Raw genomic sequence first — 18,578 nt, forward strand, 5'->3', positions numbered from 1 at the left:
CCCTACAAAAAAGAAAGCGCTTACTGTCAACTTGGTAAAATAGTTAATAAAACGTAACTAACACATATGTACTTATTTTTCCATTAATTATGATACATCTTATCATCATAGACTAAAGGAAACAACGAGCTTTTTTTGTCATGTTTTGACTAAAAAAAGCAGGTGATTTCTCATCACCTACTCTTTTCCCTACTCATTCAATAAATAATGCTTTCCTTTTACTAAATAAAATACATTCTCAGCAATATTTGTAATATGGTCTGCTACACGCTCAATATATCTTGCAACAAAGGATAGTTGTGTAATTTGTGTAATCGCTTCTGGTTGTCCAGGGATAGAGGAAATAAATTCACGAATTGCCTTCCCATAAATTTCATCAACTGAATCATCCATTTCAGCAATTTGTTTAGCTAAAGTTAAATTTTCTTGCTCATATGCTTCTAATGATAAATTTAACATCTTATGAGCAATCTCAAACATTTCATCAAGATTATGCAAGCTAACAACCACTTCTTTTTCACCAAGACGAATTGTTGATTTCGCAATATTAACAGCATGGTCTGCAATACGTTCTAAATCAGTCGCTGTTTTAATTGAAATGAAAATTCTTCTTAAGTCACTTGCTACAGGCTGCTGCTTTGTAATAAGCATAAGCGCAAGGTCATTTATTTCCTCTTCTAAATTATCCATGCGATAATCCCCATCAATGACTTCTAATGCTTTCTCTACATCCCTGTTGTGAAGACCTTCCATAGCAATCAATAAAGCTTCCCTTGCTAACTCACCAAGCTCAATCACCTTTTGCTGTAACGTTTTTAAATCACATTGAAACTGTTCTCTTACCATCGTTTCTTCCCCCTCAATATTATGTGCCATTATATATAAATCCCCTACCCAGCCTCTTGTACGTTTATTCAGCCTTGAGAAAAGAGAAATATTACTCCCCTATTAGAAATGAGGTGAAAGTGAGAAATGCCCTCTGTTAAGAGGGCATTTACTCTTAGCCTTGCTAGCGATATCAACCAAATCTTCCTGTAATGTAATCTTCTGTACGCTTATCTGTAGGTGTTGTAAATAATTTGTTCGTATCTGTATATTCCACAACTTCTCCACTTAAGAAGAAAGCAGTTTTATCTGAAATACGTGCTGCTTGTTGCATATTGTGCGTTACGATAACAATACTAAAATCTTTCTTTAATTCCTGAATTAGCTCTTCTACTTTTAATGTTGAAATTGGATCTAGTGCTGATGTTGGTTCATCCATTAAAATTACGTCTGGCTCAATCGCTAAGCAGCGTGCAATACATAGACGTTGTTGCTGTCCACCAGATAAACCGTATGCATTATCGTGCAAACGATCTTTTAACTCATCCCAAATAGCTGCTCCGCGCAAGCTTTTTTCAACGATTTCATCAAGTGTTTTTTTGTCACGAACACCATGGATTTTCGGACCATATGCTACATTTTCATAAATAGATTTTGGGAATGGATTTGGCTTTTGGAACACCATACCCACATGCGTACGTAATTCTTCAACCGGATATGATTTATCAAATATGTTTCGTTCTCTATATTCAATAACGCCCGTAGTTCGAACGATAGGCACTAACTCTACCATACGATTTAGCGTCTTTAAATATGTTGATTTCCCACAACCACTTGGACCGATAATCGCTGTTACTTCATTCTCATGAATACTTAAGTTAATATCTTTTAAAGCATGGTCTTCTCCGTACCATAAATTTAAATTTTTCGTATCAAATACTACTTTTTTTGGTGCTGTCTCAATCTTTTTCTCATTTTTCACCTGTACATTTACTACTGTTGCTACCATTTGAATTCCCCTTTCATCCACTTCCAACTTATTTTCGATTTCGTAACCATAAGACAAATATATTTATAAAGAGCAGCAATCCTAGCAAAACAATCATCCCTGCTGCTGCTACATACTGAAATTCTTCTTGTGGTCTACTCATCCAATTAAAAATTTGAATTGGTAAAACCGTAAATCTATCAAACATACTGAACGGAACATAATTTGCAAAGGCAAGGGCCCCAATGACTAATAATGGTGCTGCCTCACCAATTGCTCTCGATACCGCTAACGTACATCCCGTTACAATCCCTGGCAAAGCTACTGGCAATACAATTTGATACATCGTTTGCCACTTCGTAGCACCTAATCCGTAAGAAGCCTCCAGTAATGAGCTTGGCACAGTTCGAATCGCTTCTTGACTAGCTACAACAACAGTTGGTAAGACGAGTAAACTCATCGTCAGTGCCGCTGCCATTATGCTCTCTCCTAAATGGAGAGCGTATACGAAAATAGTTAACCCGAGTAAGCCAAACACAACGGAAGGTACCCCTGCTAATGTTTGATTATTTAATTCTATTAACTTTTTAAAAACGGACTCCTTCGCATAATGCTCTAAATAAAGAGCTGTTCCGACTCCAAATATAAAAGAGACCGGTATAACAATGCTCATAAATAGTATTGTTCCTGACAAAGCAGCGACAATCCCAGCTTCTCTCGGATTACGTGAGGCGAAGTTTGTAAAGAAATCTATTGAAAGATAACTTATACCTTTTTCAAAAATTTGAAAAAGCAATATAAAAAGTATTACTACTGAAAACAAAATTGCTATATAAAACAAACACTTGTAAATCCGATCTTTTAAAAAACGCGATGCCATATTTTCTTGTATTTTCTTATGGTTTAACATTCGCATATTATGTCACCCTCCTAAAACGGTGCATAATATATTGCGAAATGATATTCATAAGAAAAGTAAACATAAATAACGTTGCACCTACAGCATACATGCTGTAATAAGTAATCGTTCCGTGCGGAGCATCACCTAAACTCACTTGTACAATATAGGCTGTTAATGTCTGAATAGAATGAGTCGGATCTATCGATACATTAGGTGTTGATCCAGCTGCAATAACAACAATCATCGTTTCACCAATTGCTCGAGAAGCTGCTAATATAATCGCTGCCATTATGCCCGTAAAAGCCGATGGAAACACCACTTGTTTTACCATCTCAAAACGAGTTGCTCCTAGCGCTAGTGAGGCTTCTTTAATTCCTTTCGCTACAGCTCTCATCGCATCTTCAGAGAGAGACGCAATCGTCGGTATCATCATAAACCCTATAACAATACCTGGACTAATAGCATTAAAAAACTGCAAATCTGGTATAACCCGTTGTAAAAGTGGTGTGACAACTGTTAACGCGAAAAAACCATATACAATTGTCGGGATGCCTGCTAGTAGCTCTAACAACGGTTTTAATATTTTTCGAGCGCCATTCGAAGCGTATTCGCTTAAAAACACGGCACAACCTAAACCAATAGGAATTGCTACGAACATGGCAATTGCTGTTACAAGGATTGTTCCACATATAAGTGGTAATATACCGAATTTCGGATCTTCAAAAAAAGGTAACCATTCTTTCTCTGTCAAAAAAGAATGCAATGGTATCTTTTGAAAAAACATGATTGTTTCATTTGCCAACGTAATAATAATTCCAAGTGTCGTTACAATGGACACGCTAGCAATCGCTTTTAGTATCAACGGAACAATTCGATTGATTCGCTGCGTTTTTTTTCTTCTATTTGTATTTCTCTCAATCAAATGTTGTACAGAAAATGTAATTTGACTTTTGTCATTATGAGCCAAAGATGAAAACCCCTTTCCACCCTGACATTACCTTTTTATTTCTGTTAACATTCGCAGCTGTTCATTATATTTTTCTTTTGGTAATTTTACATATCCGACCTCTTCAGCAAGGCTTCCAACATGCTTAATCATAAACTCAATATAATTTGCTACATTAATTTTATTTCTAATAGATGCATGATTCACATACGTAAATAGCGGCCTAGATAATGGCTTATACGTACCCGACTGAATGGTCTCTTTCGTTGGAAACACACCATCCATCTGTATTGCTTTTACCTTATCTCGATTGGCCATATAATAAGCATATCCTACAAAAGCAATGGCATTTTTATCATTCATTACCCCTTGCATAATAACTTGATCGTCTTCAGACAAAGAAACCGTCTTTACAAGGCGATTATTTTGTAAGACAACATTTTGGAAATAATCATAAGTACCAGAGTCTACGCCTGGCGCATAAAATTTAACTTGTTCACGTGGCCATGATGAATGAATTTGTGACCATCGTTTCAACCTTCCATTTTCACTCCATAATAGACGTAACTCATCTATCGTCATATTGTTTACCCACGTATTTTGACGATTCACAACAATCGTTAGACCATCATAAGCAACCTCAAATGGTGTAAATTGAATAGAGTTTTTCTGCATTGCATTTTCCTCTACCGGTTTCATCAATCTCGAAGCATTGTTTATATCTACTTCGCCTTTACTGAAACGATTAAATCCTCCCCCTGTCCCAGAAATACTAATAGAAATTTTCACATTTGGATGGGCCTTTGTATATTCCTCTGCTACTGCCTCTATAATGGGAAAAACCGTTGAGGATCCATCAACTCTCACTTCTCCCATTTCATTTGTAGCGAATGCAGTAGACATATTAAAACAAAGGAAACATGTCGATAATGTCAAAACTTTAATCGATGCGCTCATCCATTTCACGTGTTCTTCCTCCTAGAAGTAACCGGAAATAACAGGATTACAGATATAAGAATACTGCTAAACTATTAATTCGGTTTTAATTGTTTGTAAAAGTTTTGTAAAGTTCCACAAAAAACAACTGTATACACAAACTTTATTTTTACTTTTGTACTTTAGATGCAGGAAATTTTCTAATCATCCATAAAGTGAAACTTTAATCAGTGGCGGTTTTGTTCATCCCCACTGATTATTAGCCCTCACCAATCGGGCTTTTACGGGCAGCAGGGCTCCCCCCTAACTTCTTTGCTCCAGCTGAATTTTGAGGTGGGAGCCCTGCTACCCTCAAATAGCGGGATAAAACTGCTATCTCCTATCACACACAACAAACTTAGAGCGTATGCACTAACGTTGTTGTGTTCATCGTTTTAAAACTACATGTTTTTTCAACAGTTTACGCTTGTCCACATTTACTAAACCATATGCATAAAGCATAAAAAAAAGCACACTATCTTTTCAAATAGTGTGCTTTTTTTACAACTTTTTTATTCATCATCTTGTGTATTACTTTTTTTCTCTTTTTCATCTTTCGGAGCTTCACCAGTTAATGCTTGGTTTTTCAAATCATAGTAAGCGTCCATAATTTCACGACCAATATATCCGTTAATTCCTGTTTTATCGTCATGTACCCACGGCACAACAACAGAAAATGCTACTTCTGGATCTTCAAGTGGCGCATAACCTACTAATGTTAAGTTATATGTTTCAACACGCTCATTTTTTGCATTTCTACCAATCTCTTTATCTCCGCCATATACAGTTTGAGCTGTACCTGTTTTCCCAGCTGCTTTATATGGTGCACCTGTAAAGTATTTTGTAGCTGTACCACCTGTATCGTTAAACACTTGTCTAAATCCTTCTTGAACACGTTTAATTTGTGATTCAGGCATATCAACACGATTTAATACTTTCGGTTCCATGGATTGAACAACTTTTCCAACTTCCTCTGGCTTCGCCGATGGCTGACGAATTTCCTTTACAACTTGAGGTTGCATACGATATCCACCATTTGCAATCGTCGAAATATATTGCGCTAATTGAAGCGGTGTATACGTATCATACTGTCCGATTGATAAATCTAATAAGAAACCTGGTTGATTCCCTCTACCTATTTGACCAGCAGTTTCATTTGGCAAATCAATTCCTGTTTTTACACCAAGCCCAAACTGCCCAAAATAGTAACGCATAGTATCAAATGCTTTTTGTGGTATATCTAACGTACCACCTCGTACGTATGGAACACCAGCGATATTCATCGCTGTTTTAAACATATAAACGTTAGAAGACATTTTTAACGCTGTAAGGTCATTAATATACCCCATCGTTTTCCAAGATGACTTCGTAGGTGTCCCTTTTAATTTAATCGGTTCATCTAACTGTACAGATCCAGGTTGAATTGCACCAGTTTGATATCCCGTAAGTACTGTCGCACCTTTTACAGTTGAACCCATCGGATAAGAACTCGTCATCGTTCCTAATGCAAAATCCTCTACTTTCGTTTCGCCGTCTTTATTCACTAATTGTTTCCCCGCCATAGATAAAACTTCACCATTTTTCGGGTTCATCATTACAACGAATGCACGGTCTAAAAGAGGTTCGCTCCCTTTAAATCTCATTAAGTTTTTTGTAAGAATTTCTTCTACGCGCTTTTGTAATTTCATATCAATCGTTAAATTCAGGTCGTTACCTCGTTGTCCTTGTGACACATTAATAGTTTCTAAAATATTACCATCTTTATCTGTAACATTTCTTACTTCAGCTTTTGTACCGTGTAGGCTATCTTCATATTGTTGCTCAAGGTAACTTTTTCCTACGCGATCGTTACGATTATAATCACGAACAAGATAGTAATCTAGCCTTTCTCTCGGTAACCCTTCATCAGAAGAAGTTACACCACCAAGTACACTTCGGAACATATCGTCATACTTATATTTTCGCTCCCAGTCAACATTTGTATCTACGCCTGGTAATTTCGCTAAATTTTCACTAATAATCGCGTATTCTTCTTCTGTTGCACCTTTTTTAACGATTTGCGGTGTCATTGCATATCCGCTTTCCATCTTGCTTTTGATTGCCAATATTTCTAAATCTTTTGCTGACAGTTGATTAATCTCTTCTTCTGTTACACGATTTCGTTGACGTTCATCCAGTTCTTTATCGTCAATTTTATTCGCTTTAAACTCTTCACGATCTTTTTTTGTGATTTTTGCTTCTGCTTCTTCTTTATGTAAAGCAAGCCAATAATCTTTCTTATCGCGATCTGTTAACTTATCTGTTGGGACTTCAATTAAATCTGCTAACTTTTTCGCCGTTTCTAAGCGATCTGCTGCAGTTGATCCCTTCATTTTTGTAAATGTAATTGTACGAATAGGCTCATTATCTACGACTGCTTCTCCATTACGATCAAATATTTTCCCGCGTGGTACAGGATTACTTATCGTTGAATTTTCTTTTTTCTCAACTTCATTTTTATATTCCTCGCCACGAACAATTTGTACGTATCCAAGCCTTACAATAACCGCGGAGAACATTAAAAACACGCAAAAAAACAACACGTTTAACCGAAAGGGAACGTGGGTTTTTTTCTTTTGTTGTTTCTGCTTCTTGCTCATACAAACCCCCTCTACCAACAGCTATGTAATGTGAAAGGGACACCTTCATACAGGTGCCCTCACTGCTGTCTTACATCTTTTTCTATTCTAGCATAAAACAAACGATAAGTTAACCTTCTGGTTCAGTTTGATTCTGCGTGGTTCCTTGCGCTACAACGCTGGTTTTGTTCACATTCCCCTCATCATATTTGACATTTTTAACTGCAAAATAAATAAGGAAATGTCCAGCTCCTAAAATACATAGTAAGAAAGGTAAGCTTTTTTCAGGAGGAAAGAATATGACAGCACATAAAAAACTTAAAATGGAACAAATTCTTCCAGCATTTAACCATAATTCCCTGACAACTACATATTCTACACGCCATTCTCTCGCCTGTTTTGCTCTACCAATTACATCGTATGTCATGGATCCGTACGGAACGAGTAAAATGGGATATGCAACCGCGATACATGCTGCATAAATAAGTAATTTCGTATATGTAACATTGAAAATAACTAAGAATACGACCGCATATAAAATAATGCCACCAAGTAAAATTGCTTTTTTTCGCCATTCTTTCTTTAACAGACGAACAACTAAATAATAGCATACAAATGATACTGCAGAATTCACTAAACTATACTTCCCTAGTGCTAACTCGCTACCAGATGCTAAATAGACGTATACCGAAATAACGAAAATAAACGTTCCCTCTCTCAAACCTTGGAAGAAATGAGCACGCGTGATTCTTCCCCAGTTTTCATCAACTTGCCGCTCTTTCAATACTTGCACAATTTCATAGCGTCCTTCACATTCCCTCTTCGATAAAAAAAAGCTTAGAACGACTGCAACCGCAAATAGCATTAACGAGAGGAAGAAAACGACAGTATAACCGCTCCATTTTTCCATACGTGAAATTGTATATCCTGCTGCTATCGGTCCAATCATTCCAGAGAAAGATGTAAGAAGTCCGAGAAAACCGTTAAAAAAATCTCTTGTTTCTGGTTCTGTAATCTCAAATGTCAACAAGTTAAAAGCGAGCCAATAAAAACCATAACCAACTCCTAAAAGGGCTCCCATTAGTAAAATATAGTGAGATGCACTTTTTCCCGCTACTAAAACGACGATAAAAAAAACAGCTAACGTGCCTACACCTATTCGCAATAAAATCGAACGATCAATACGTTTCGCTAATTTCCCGCCCACAAGAAATGTTAGAGGCTGCAATACAACGCTGGCCAAATTATACAAGCCCAGATTTACATAATTTTGTGTTTGCTTCCACAAATAAATGTTTACAAACGTATTCGATAAAGAAATTGCGAGCGTGTATAAACCTCCTATAACAAGCAATAATACTAAATCCCGATTCACTTCAACATCACCAATTACATGTTTCCACTTCATACACAACTCTCCTTTACTTCATGTTCTAGTCTTCCAAAGACAAGCTCAATTATGTAAAAGGAGAGCATAGAAAAAAGCTAAGAGAAAACTCCTAGCTTTTTTCTATCTGTATTAACTTTAATTATTTTGCTTCTTGGTAAAGTTTTTCAGCAACGTTCCAATCTACAACGTTCCAGAATGCACCGATGTAGTCAGGACGACGGTTTTGGTAATTTAAGTAGTAAGCATGCTCCCAAACATCTAAACCGATAACTGGAGTTTTACCTTCAGTTAGAGGAGAATCTTGGTTTGGAGTGCTTGTTACTTCTAACTCACCATTGTTTACTACTAACCAAGCCCAACCAGAACCGAAGCGAGTTGCGCCAGCTTTTGCGAATTCTTCTTTGAATGCATCGAAGCTACCGAATTTCGCTTCAATCGCAGTTGCAAGTTCGCCTACTGGTTGTCCCCCGCCGTTTGGAGATAGGATTGTCCAGAAGAATGTATGGTTAGCATGTCCGCCACCATTGTTACGTACTGCTGTACGAATTGCTTCAGGTACTTCGTTTAAGTTTGCAACTAATTCTTCAACGCTTTTGTCAGCTAATTCTGCATGACCTTCTAAAGCAGCGTTTAAGTTTGTAATATACGTGTTGTGATGTTTTGTATGATGGATGTTCATTGTTTCTTTATCAAAGTGAGGTTCTAAAGCATCATACGCATAAGGTAAATTTGGTAATTCGTGTTTTGCCATTGTTATATTCCTCCCGGTTTATGTATTGTCACTACATATGTGACCTACAACTTCATTCTACCCTAATTGCCATAGGGTGCAAACAAATAAATCGCTTTGTCTTGCTATCATTAAAGTAGCAAAATTCCCACTTCTTTTCAATTAAAATGCTCATATATTCCGTAAAAAAAGCTTCCTTCTACAAGGAAGCTTCCTGCTGGCATACTAAACATCTGAAATGGATATGGACCCTGTAGGACTCGAACCTACGACCGGACGGTTATGAGCCGTCTGCTCTAACCAACTGAGCTAAGGGTCCACGATTATGTATGTAACATTAAAAACAACTAAATTCCCATCGGATATATCGTTTGAAAAATGTAAGATAAATTTACCATATACAAAAGAAAAGTGTCAATTGTATTTTTCTCTACTAAAAGAAGTAAATTAATAAGAAGAAATTTAGTCCTTTCTACTATATGTAAATATAATATATCTTGAGCTTCTTTAGATTCGTACGTTACAATGATTTTATACATACATAAAGGAAGTGAATCTATGTCCATTTTTAAACAGCTAGCAAAAAGCGTATATTCGCCTAAAGATATGGCGCTTTTCCGTTTTCAAAAAATCGGTAAAACCATTTTGTATATTATGCTTCTTTGCCTAATCACTACTATTCCAAGAACTTTCTTGTACGGTAGCGTCATCCAAGATGGTGTTAACATGGTAAATAAAGTAATCGAAAAAGATTTACCTGATTTTAAAATCGAAAATGGCGAGCTACAAGCTGATATTGATCAACCTATCGAAAAAGAAGACGGAAATGCCCTTTTCGTATTTGATCCAAATTCAACAGACTTAGAAAAATATCAAAATAAAACAGGTTTATTTGTTTTAAAAGATAAAGTAGTCTCCATGGGGAATGGTCAAACACAAACATACTCCTATAATGACTTACTAGGCGCATCTCTTGAGAAGAAAGATTTACAAGATTTCATTTCGTTATTTGACAGTATTTATCCAATCTTATTATTCGTTATTGGGTTCTTACTGTACTTGTTCCAATTATTTATTACCTTTGTAGGAGTTACCTTGCTTGCCTTCATCGGTTCTGCGATGAGCGGTCAACGCAAATTATCTTATAAACAAGTTTGGACATTAACTGCTTACAGCTACACAATTCCAACAATCTTCTTTATGATTATGGATTTATTCAAAATAAACGTACCTGGTGCAACATTCATTTACATTGCAGTTGTTTTAATCGTTCTATACTTAACAATTAAAGAAGTTCCAAAACCGAAAGAAAAACAAGAACTATAAAAAAAATGCCTAAATAGGCATTTTTTTTTTGGACAAGCATATATTCCTAGCAAAGGAGTGAAGGATATGAAGAGATTAGGTGTACTCTTATTCGTGCTTGTCCTCGGTTATATATTTTATTACGACATAAAAATCGGTACTTTACCGATGTTAAGTTCATACAAAAAAACCTCTGCTGCCCAAACGATAAAAAAAGAAAATGCAGATGCAAAACAAAATAAAGAGAAAGAAACAGAAAAAGAAACGGATACAGCTTATAAAACAATCGAAGTAAAAACTGGCGAGACCGTTCTTTCTATTACAGAACAAATTAATAAGAAGAAAATCCCTTCTATTGAAAAAGTAATTGATGATTTTAAGCAATTAAATAAAAATACATCTGCTACAAAAATCCAAGTTGGAAGGTCTTATAAATTCCCGTTATATCAATAAGCAATCACTTAATCCTTGTCAATTACATAAAAGCGCTGATACAATAGTAAAAGTGAAACCGAGTACTTTGGTTTCTATAGCCCTTTCTCACACATACTATCATTGATGTAAGGGACTAAAATAAGAAACTTCTTTTATAAGGAGAGCGATCAATTCGTGAATGAAATGACTCAACGCACAAAAACACGTCCAGTTAAAGTCGGTAATTTAACAATTGGCGGTAACAATGAATTAATTATACAAAGTATGACGACAACAAAAACACATGATGTTGAGGCTACAGTTGCTGAAATTAAACGTTTAGAAGAAGCTGGCTGTCAAGTTGTTCGTGTTGCTGTTCCAGACGAACGTGCAGCAAATGCTATTGCTGATATTAAAAAACAAATCAACATTCCACTTGTTGCTGATATTCATTTTGATTATCGCCTTGCTTTAAAAGCAATCGAAGGCGGCATTGATAAAGTACGTATCAATCCAGGTAACATTGGACGTCGCCATAAAGTAGAAGCTGTTGTAAATGCAGCGAAAGAGCGTGGCATTCCAATCCGTATCGGTGTAAATGCTGGTTCATTAGAACGTCATATTTTAGAAAAGTATGGATATCCAACTGCTGATGGTATGGTCGAGAGCGCACTGCACCATATTAAAATTTTAGAGGACTTAGATTTCCACGATATTATCGTATCAATGAAAGCCTCTGATGTTAACTTAGCAATTGAAGCATACGAAAAAGCTGCTCGCGCTTTTGATTATCCATTACATTTAGGTATTACAGAATCAGGAACATTGTTTGCTGGAACTGTAAAAAGCGCCGCTGGTCTTGGAGCAATTTTAAGTAAAGGCATCGGAAATACACTTCGTATTTCTTTAAGTGCTGATCCAGTTGAAGAAGTAAAAGTTGCACGTGAACTATTAAAGTCATTCGGTCTTGCATCTAATGCCGCAACACTTATTTCTTGTCCAACTTGTGGTCGTATTGAAATCGACCTAATCAGCATTGCTAATGAAGTCGAAGAATACATCTCTACGCTTAAAGTTCCAATTAAGGTTGCCGTACTCGGCTGCGCCGTAAACGGTCCTGGTGAAGCTCGTGAAGCTGACATCGGTATTGCTGGTGCACGCGGAGAAGGTTTATTATTCCGTAAAGGGCAAGTCGTTCGTAAAGTACCAGAAGAAACAATGGTAGAAGAACTGAAAAAAGAAATTGATGTAATCGCTGCTGAAATGGCTGCCGAAAGAGAAAAAGAAAAAGAAAAAGAAAAACAAGAACAATAAAAAAAGGTTGCCCACAATTTTTGTGAGCAACCTTTTTTACATTTAAATTAAAAACTCGTCAGTTATATAACCGACGAGTTCTCTTATTTTGCACATTTTGGACAACGACCATATATTTCGAACTTATGTCCTGTTACCTCATAACCTTTAAAATCTTTATTCATAAAATCCATTGGACAAGAAGTGATTTCTTTCGTACCACCACAATCTAAACAAATGAAATGATGATGATGTTCCATAATAGAGCACATAAAACGAAAATGTTTCTCACCATTTAATTCTGTTTGCTCTAAAACACCAATTTCAGCAAAAACCGTTAAGTTACGATAAATCGTATCGAAACTAAGTCCTGGATAATCATCCTTCATATGTTCTAAAACATCTTTTGCGGTTAAATAACGATTATGTGCCGCGAATAATCTTAGCATCTCTTCCCTTTTCCCCGTATGTTTATATCCTTTTTCCTTCATTAGGCGTAAAGCTTCTGTTAGATTCATACCTATCCCTACTTTATGCAGTTTTTTTCTTCTTCCATAAAATCGCACCGATTAAAATAAGAACCGCTATCATAACAATTGTACCACCTGGTGCTAGATCAAGTTGATACGAAGCAAACATTCCACCAATTACTGCAATTTCACCAAATAAAATGGAAAAGAAAATTGTTTGTTTAAATCCTTTTGCAATACGAATACTTGCTGCAACTGGTAACGTCATTAAAGATGATACGAGAAGAACACCTACAACACGCATTGATACCGCAATTACAAGAGCAACTAATATAATGAAAATAAAGTGAATCCACTTTGCACTCAAACCGGTTGATACAGCGTATTCCTCATCAAATGATAGTAAAAATAACTCTTTGTATAATAAAACAATCGTTATAATAACTACAATTGCTACTATACCAATAATAATTAAATCTGCGCTTGTCACAGCACTTACACTACCAAATAAATAACTAAATAAATCCGTATTGAATCCATTAGCAAGTGAAATGAAGATAACTCCAATCCCCATCCCTGCTGAAAGTATAATCGGAATTGCTAACTCTTGATAATGTTTATATACAGTACGTAATTTTTCAATTAGCAATGCTCCACCGATTGAAAAAAACATTCCCATATATAAAGGGTTTAAAAACCCACCGGTAAAGATTGTCTTTTCAAGTAATAAACTTGCTGCAATTCCTGATAACGTCACATGACTTAATGCATCCGCAATAAGCGACATGCGGCGAATTACAACGAACACGCCGATAAGTGGTGCGACAAGCCCAATTAAAATACCAGCGTATAAAGAATTACGTAAAAAATCATATTGTAAAAAATCCTGTATCATTATATCCTCCCGTGATGCCCATGATCATGTTCTAAGCGATGAACATGATGTCCATATAAAATCGACATTTCTGCATCTTCTAACTCTCGGAATTTCTCTACATTCCCATGGAAATGTAGATGCTGATTTAAACATGCAACATGCGTCACCTTCTCTGTTACAGCACCCATATCGTGCGTAACAAGAATTAACGTAATCCCGAGCCTTTTGTTTAAATCCTCTAGTATCTCATAGAAGCTTTCCACATTTTTTACATCGATCCCAACAGTAGGTTCGTCCAAAATAAGCAATTCCGGATTACTTACAAGCGCACGAGCAATAAATACACGCTGTTGTTGTCCACCAGAAAGTTCTCCAATGTTGCGACCTTGAAACTCACTCATACCTACATCAGCAATCGCTTTTTCTACTTTCGTATTATCGTCTTTCGTAAAAAAGCGAAAAAGCCCCTTTTTCGAAACGAGCCCCATTGAAACAACTTCAAAAACAGTTGCCGGGAAACCTGAGTTAAAACTACTTGCCTTTTGGGATACATAACCAACTTTATTCCACTCTTTAAATTTCTTACTATCAATGCCAAACAATCTAATACTTCCTTGCTTTGGTTTTAAAACACCCAATAAGCATTTAAGTAAAGTCGATTTCCCTGAACCATTTGGTCCAACTAAACCTAAAAAAGCCCCCTTCGGAACTTGCAAATTAATATCTTCTAACACGTTGCGATCTTCATATCGAAACGTTAATCCTTCTATTTCCAATATATTATTCATATCATCTCACCTATTTTAATTCAGAATGATTCCGATTTATCTCTATTTGAATTATAGTACAGCTTATTATAGTTGTAAACCAATCTACCTAAAATATATTCTTTATTTCAAGAAACCTTATTATTATAACAAAAAGCAGAGAAGAATTCTCTGCTTTCAAAAGATATTATAATTAACTTTTTAGTGAATTGCTGATTTAAACTTACCACCATTTGTCTCTTGTGTATTCATAATCGTAACAAATGCGTTTTCATCAATTTCATGCACAATTGATTTTAACTTCGTCACTTCCAGACGTGTTACAACTGCATAAATAACTTCTTTTTCTTTATCTGTATAGCCACCTTTAGCAACAAGTTTTGTTGTTCCACGACCAAGGCGGTGTAAAATTGCATTTGATACTTCCTCATATTGATCCGACACGATTAAAACTGCTTTCGTTTCGTCCAATCCTTGAATTACCGTATCAATTGTTTTGAATGCGATATAGTACGTCATAACAGAATACATCGCTTGTTCAACACCAAATACAAATGCTGCCCATGCAAAAATGAATAAGTTCACAAACATTACGAATTCACCAACAGAAAACGGTAATTTCTTCGTTAATAAAATTCCCATAATCTCCGTTCCGTCTAACGATCCACCATGACGAATAACAAGTCCTACACCAATCCCTAAAATAAGACCGCCAAAAACTGTTGCTAAAATCGGCTCTGTTGTAAATGGCGGGATAGCATGCAACGTTGATTCAATAAATGCTAAAGCTACAATTCCGAATGCTGAAGATAACATGAATGTTTTCCCAATTTGCTTATACCCGGAGTACATAAACGGAATGTTAAGGATAACAACTAAAGTAGAAAAACTTAACCACCAAATATTAGGAGTAAGATAATCTAATATAAGAGAAATACCAATAATTCCACCATCGATAATTTTATTTGGCATTAAAAATAGTTCAATTGCTACCGCCGCACACGCTGCCCCAAAGACAATCATAACTAAACGATATACAAGATGAATAACACTTTCTTTTCGATGTTGCTTTTTTTCCATAAGTCCTCCTTATACTCTTTATCTATAGTTTTGTTCTTATATTATAACATAAGCTTCTTTTCCCCATTGAAAAAATGCACCTTTATACGAATATGTACAAGCTACACCTACATATATTTCGATAGAAGAACGTGTGAAGGAGGACAACACGATGAACCTCATTAAACAAATTGTGAATAAAAAATTAAATCATATTTCTACAAAAGAGTTATTGAAATATAGTAAAGAATACGAAGTTCCAATCACAACTGCACAAGCTGATAAAATCGTTTTACTTATGAAAGGGAAAAATATTAACATTTACGATAATACCGAGCGACTAGATTTGCTAAAACAAATCGCTACAGTAACTACTCCTGCCACTGCCCAACAAGTAAATACTTTATTTCAGCAGCTATTAAAATAAGGAGGGGAAAATCCCCTCCTTATTGCGCTTTAATTTTTTCAAGAATTCCTTCATCAAAAGTACCATTTTTCAGCATTTCGATTTCTAATTTATATGGTGGCTTCTTATCTTTTTTATCTTCACCTACATACGGTGTTTCAAGAATTTTTGGTACGTTCATTAACTGTGGATGATGTACAATATGATGTAATGCTTTATAGCCAATATGACCGAAACCGATATTTTCATGACGGTCTTTTCCAGCCCCGCGTACATTTTTGCTATCATTAATATGAAGTACTTGCAAACGATCTATTCCAACAATCTTATCAAATTCGTTTAACACACCGTCAAAATCATTTACAAGGTCATAACCTGCATCATGCGTATGACACGTATCAAAACATACAGATAGTTTTTCATTATATTTCACACCATCAATAATTTTCGCAATTTCTTCAAAGCTACGACCGCATTCTGTTCCCTTTCCTGCCATCGTTTCTAGCGCAATATTAACCGTTTGTTCTGGCGTTATTACTTCATTAAGCCCTTTAATAATTTGTTGAATACCAGCATCTGCTCCTGCACCAACGTGAGCTCCTGGGTGAAGAACAATTTGTGTTGCTACCCCTAATGCTGCCGTTCTTTCAATTTCCATACGCAGAAAATCAACACCTAATTGGAACGTCTCAGGTTTCGTCGTATTCCCAACATTAATAATATACGGAGCATGGACGATAATTTCCTCAATACCGTTTAGTTCCATATGTTTTCTTCCTGCTTCTATATTCAATTCTTCAATTGGTTTTCTTCGTGTATTTTGTGGCGCACCTGTATAAATCATGAACGTTGTTGCACCGTATGAAACAGCCTCTTCACTTGCTGCTAATAACATCTTCTTACCACTCATTGAAACATGAGATCCTATCTTTAACATACAATCACCTCTTCAATATACAATAGATATAATGATAGCATAATTTGTAGAAATATGTAGCGAATTGTTTGTTCACACAAAAGGCACTACATAAATTAAACTGACTATTTAAACAGTCTGCACTCTATACTTAAATTAACCCAATAAAGTGAAACTTTAGTCAACTTTTTTCTACCCCTCACTAATTATTAGTCTGCATTAATCGACTTTCTCTCAAGTAGTGAGATAAAAAAAAATAAGGGAAATCCCTTATCTTTTTTTATTGCTATATTTTTTCTTCACTTTGTCACGTTCTGTTGCAAGTTTTCGTTTATAGTTTGGTTTTACTTTTTTCGGCTTTTTAACAACTTTTGTTGCCATAACATCTAGTCCATCATTTGGTTTTTTACGGCTCTTACGACGACGACGGTCACCTAAATCCGCCCATTCATCTCCGCGTAAATCTACATGCTTAAACTCGATATGACGTTGTTTTTCCAAACTATCTAACGCTTCTTCATTTGCTGGATCATAAATCGTTACCGCAATACCTGAATGACCCGCACGTGCAGTTCTTCCAACGCGGTGAACGAAGAAGTCTAAATCTGATGGAAGTTCATAGTTAATAACATGGCTAATTCCTTCAATATCAATACCGCGTGCCGCCAAATCTGTTGCGACAATGTATTGGAACTCTAAATCACGAACTTGTTTCATCATTTTTCTACGATCACGTGGTGATAAATCACCGTGTATACGTCCTACTTTTAACCCACGTTCTGCTAATCCATCGGCTACTTCGTCAGCCTTCTTCTTTGTGTTTGTAAAGACAATTGCTAAATATGGTTTAAATTGAAGTAGCATATTTTTCACTAATTCAGTTTTATTACGGTGTCTTGAAGGCACAAGGTAATGATCAATATTTCCTGCTGCAACTTGCTTCGGATTAATATGAATATGTTCTGGATTCTCCATATATTTCTTCAAAAATGGTTTTAATTTTTGAGGAATTGTTGCAGAGAAAACTAACATTTGCAGATTTTTAGGCATACGTGCCGCAATTTTATCTACATCTTGAATGAATCCCATATCAAGCATTAAGTCCGCTTCATCGACAATAATAGTATCCGCTTTATAAACAAATAGCGCCTTTTCTTCTACTAAGTCTTTAATACGTCCTGGCGTTCCAACTACAATATGAGGTTGTTTTTTCAACTTTTCAATTGATCGTTGTTTATCAGTTCCACCAATTAAACAGCGTGCTGTAATCATTTGATCTTCTGCACAGAACTTTGTTAGTTTCACAATTTCTTCGTAAATTTGTTGTGCTAACTCACGAGTAGGCGCTGTAATAACAAGTTGTACTTCTTCACGACTTGCATCAATTCTGTTTAATGTAGGAAGTAAGTATGCATGTGTTTTCCCAGAACCAGTTTGGGATTGTCCAATTATACTCACACCTTTTTTCACGACCGGGAAAATTTTCTTTTGAATTCCTGTTGGCTCTGTAAAGCGTAGTTCACGAACTGCATCTATTAAAAATGGTTTAAAATCATACTGTGTAAAAGTTTGTAGTGTCATAAGTTACACCTTCTTTCTAAAATTTCTACTGCGCACAAATCAGTCAAGTCTACATTATATCGAAATCTACAAGTAAAATCCATCTTTAGTTTAGGTTTTTATCTCAAAAACTAACCT

General features: G+C 35.8%; 18 protein-coding genes and 1 tRNA gene. 4 read left to right on the forward strand and 15 right to left on the reverse strand.

Annotated features, from left to right (window positions below; genetic code table 11):
• Window positions 1-189: 189 nt before the first annotated feature.
• The 9 genes from phoU to BWGOE10_RS21430 all read right to left on the reverse strand — a co-directional run bounded on the left by phoU (window position 190) and on the right by BWGOE10_RS21430 (window position 9,692).
• A complete protein-coding gene (gene phoU, locus BWGOE10_RS21390; RefSeq protein WP_070144933.1) occupies window positions 190-846 on the reverse strand; it encodes a phosphate signaling complex protein PhoU in 657 nt (218 codons plus the stop codon).
• A 172-nt stretch (window positions 847-1,018) separates the two neighbouring features.
• A complete protein-coding gene (gene pstB / locus BWGOE10_RS21395) occupies window positions 1,019-1,834 on the reverse strand; it encodes a phosphate ABC transporter ATP-binding protein (RefSeq protein ID WP_070144871.1) in 816 nt (271 codons plus the stop codon).
• 28 nt (window positions 1,835-1,862) lie between these two features.
• Window positions 1,863-2,729 (reverse strand): phosphate ABC transporter permease PstA, encoded by an 867-nt coding sequence (pstA, locus tag BWGOE10_RS21400; RefSeq protein WP_070144872.1) that lies wholly within the window; start codon window positions 2,727-2,729, stop codon window positions 1,863-1,865.
• A gap of 1 nt (window position 2,730) precedes the next feature.
• Window positions 2,731-3,681, reverse strand: coding sequence for a phosphate ABC transporter permease subunit PstC (gene pstC, locus BWGOE10_RS21405; protein WP_070144873.1), 951 nt, complete (start codon window positions 3,679-3,681; stop codon window positions 2,731-2,733).
• A gap of 27 nt (window positions 3,682-3,708) precedes the next feature.
• Window positions 3,709-4,626, reverse strand: coding sequence for a PstS family phosphate ABC transporter substrate-binding protein (locus BWGOE10_RS21410; protein WP_070144874.1), 918 nt, complete (start codon window positions 4,624-4,626; stop codon window positions 3,709-3,711).
• A gap of 521 nt (window positions 4,627-5,147) precedes the next feature.
• A complete protein-coding gene (locus BWGOE10_RS21415) occupies window positions 5,148-7,274 on the reverse strand; it encodes a peptidoglycan D,D-transpeptidase FtsI family protein (RefSeq protein ID WP_070144875.1) in 2,127 nt (708 codons plus the stop codon).
• 109 nt (window positions 7,275-7,383) lie between these two features.
• Window positions 7,384-8,661, reverse strand: a complete 1,278-nt coding sequence (locus tag BWGOE10_RS21420) for an MFS transporter (RefSeq protein ID WP_070144876.1) — start codon at window positions 8,659-8,661, stop codon at window positions 7,384-7,386.
• 121 nt (window positions 8,662-8,782) lie between these two features.
• A complete protein-coding gene (gene sodA / locus BWGOE10_RS21425; protein ID WP_001052033.1) occupies window positions 8,783-9,394 on the reverse strand; it encodes a superoxide dismutase [Mn] in 612 nt (203 codons plus the stop codon).
• Between the two features lie 224 nt (window positions 9,395-9,618).
• Window positions 9,619-9,692 (reverse strand) — tRNA-Ile (locus BWGOE10_RS21430).
• Between the two features lie 239 nt (window positions 9,693-9,931).
• Between BWGOE10_RS21430 and yqgB the strand changes: the two genes are divergently transcribed.
• The 3 genes from yqgB to ispG all read left to right on the forward strand — a co-directional run bounded on the left by yqgB (window position 9,932) and on the right by ispG (window position 12,406).
• Complete coding sequence (gene yqgB, locus BWGOE10_RS21440) at window positions 9,932-10,699, forward strand: protein YqgB (protein ID WP_070144877.1); 768 nt, start codon at window positions 9,932-9,934, stop codon at window positions 10,697-10,699.
• A 66-nt stretch (window positions 10,700-10,765) separates the two neighbouring features.
• Window positions 10,766-11,131 carry a hypothetical protein gene (locus BWGOE10_RS21445; protein ID WP_070144878.1) on the forward strand — a complete coding sequence of 122 codons (366 nt, stop codon included), beginning with the start codon at window positions 10,766-10,768 and terminating at the stop codon, window positions 11,129-11,131.
• 165 nt (window positions 11,132-11,296) lie between these two features.
• Window positions 11,297-12,406: a flavodoxin-dependent (E)-4-hydroxy-3-methylbut-2-enyl-diphosphate synthase gene (gene ispG, locus BWGOE10_RS21450; RefSeq protein WP_162208025.1), complete on the forward strand. Its 1,110-nt coding sequence runs from the start codon at window positions 11,297-11,299 to the stop codon at window positions 12,404-12,406.
• An 83-nt stretch (window positions 12,407-12,489) separates the two neighbouring features.
• Here ispG and BWGOE10_RS21455 read toward each other — a convergent pair whose 3' ends face one another.
• The 4 genes from BWGOE10_RS21455 to BWGOE10_RS21470 form a co-directional block, all read right to left on the reverse strand.
• Window positions 12,490-12,903, reverse strand: a complete 414-nt coding sequence (locus BWGOE10_RS21455; RefSeq protein WP_002067192.1) for a Fur family transcriptional regulator — start codon at window positions 12,901-12,903, stop codon at window positions 12,490-12,492.
• Window positions 12,904-12,916: 13 nt separating this feature from the next.
• Window positions 12,917-13,750 (reverse strand): metal ABC transporter permease, encoded by an 834-nt coding sequence (locus BWGOE10_RS21460; protein WP_070144879.1) that lies wholly within the window; start codon window positions 13,748-13,750, stop codon window positions 12,917-12,919.
• Window positions 13,750-14,520, reverse strand: coding sequence for a metal ABC transporter ATP-binding protein (locus BWGOE10_RS21465; RefSeq protein ID WP_070144880.1), 771 nt, complete (start codon window positions 14,518-14,520; stop codon window positions 13,750-13,752). The genes BWGOE10_RS21460 and BWGOE10_RS21465 overlap by 1 nt, the downstream gene beginning before the upstream one ends.
• Window positions 14,521-14,700: 180 nt before the next feature.
• Window positions 14,701-15,579 (reverse strand): YitT family protein, encoded by an 879-nt coding sequence (locus BWGOE10_RS21470; RefSeq protein ID WP_002015168.1) that lies wholly within the window; start codon window positions 15,577-15,579, stop codon window positions 14,701-14,703.
• A 151-nt stretch (window positions 15,580-15,730) separates the two neighbouring features.
• On the opposite strand from BWGOE10_RS21470, the gene BWGOE10_RS21475 reads away from it, so the two are divergent.
• A complete protein-coding gene (locus BWGOE10_RS21475; RefSeq protein ID WP_070144881.1) occupies window positions 15,731-15,985 on the forward strand; it encodes a DUF2624 domain-containing protein in 255 nt (84 codons plus the stop codon).
• A gap of 19 nt (window positions 15,986-16,004) precedes the next feature.
• Here BWGOE10_RS21475 and BWGOE10_RS21480 read toward each other — a convergent pair whose 3' ends face one another.
• Both BWGOE10_RS21480 and BWGOE10_RS21485 read right to left on the reverse strand, forming a co-directional pair.
• Window positions 16,005-16,901: a deoxyribonuclease IV gene (locus tag BWGOE10_RS21480; RefSeq protein ID WP_070144882.1), complete on the reverse strand. Its 897-nt coding sequence runs from the start codon at window positions 16,899-16,901 to the stop codon at window positions 16,005-16,007.
• Between the two features lie 249 nt (window positions 16,902-17,150).
• Complete coding sequence (locus BWGOE10_RS21485; protein WP_002111874.1) at window positions 17,151-18,461, reverse strand: DEAD/DEAH box helicase; 1,311 nt, start codon at window positions 18,459-18,461, stop codon at window positions 17,151-17,153.
• Window positions 18,462-18,578: the final 117 nt, after the last annotated feature.

This window comes from Bacillus mycoides, from assembly GCF_001757995.1.
Classification (GTDB): domain Bacteria; phylum Bacillota; class Bacilli; order Bacillales; family Bacillaceae_G; genus Bacillus_A; species Bacillus_A mycoides_B.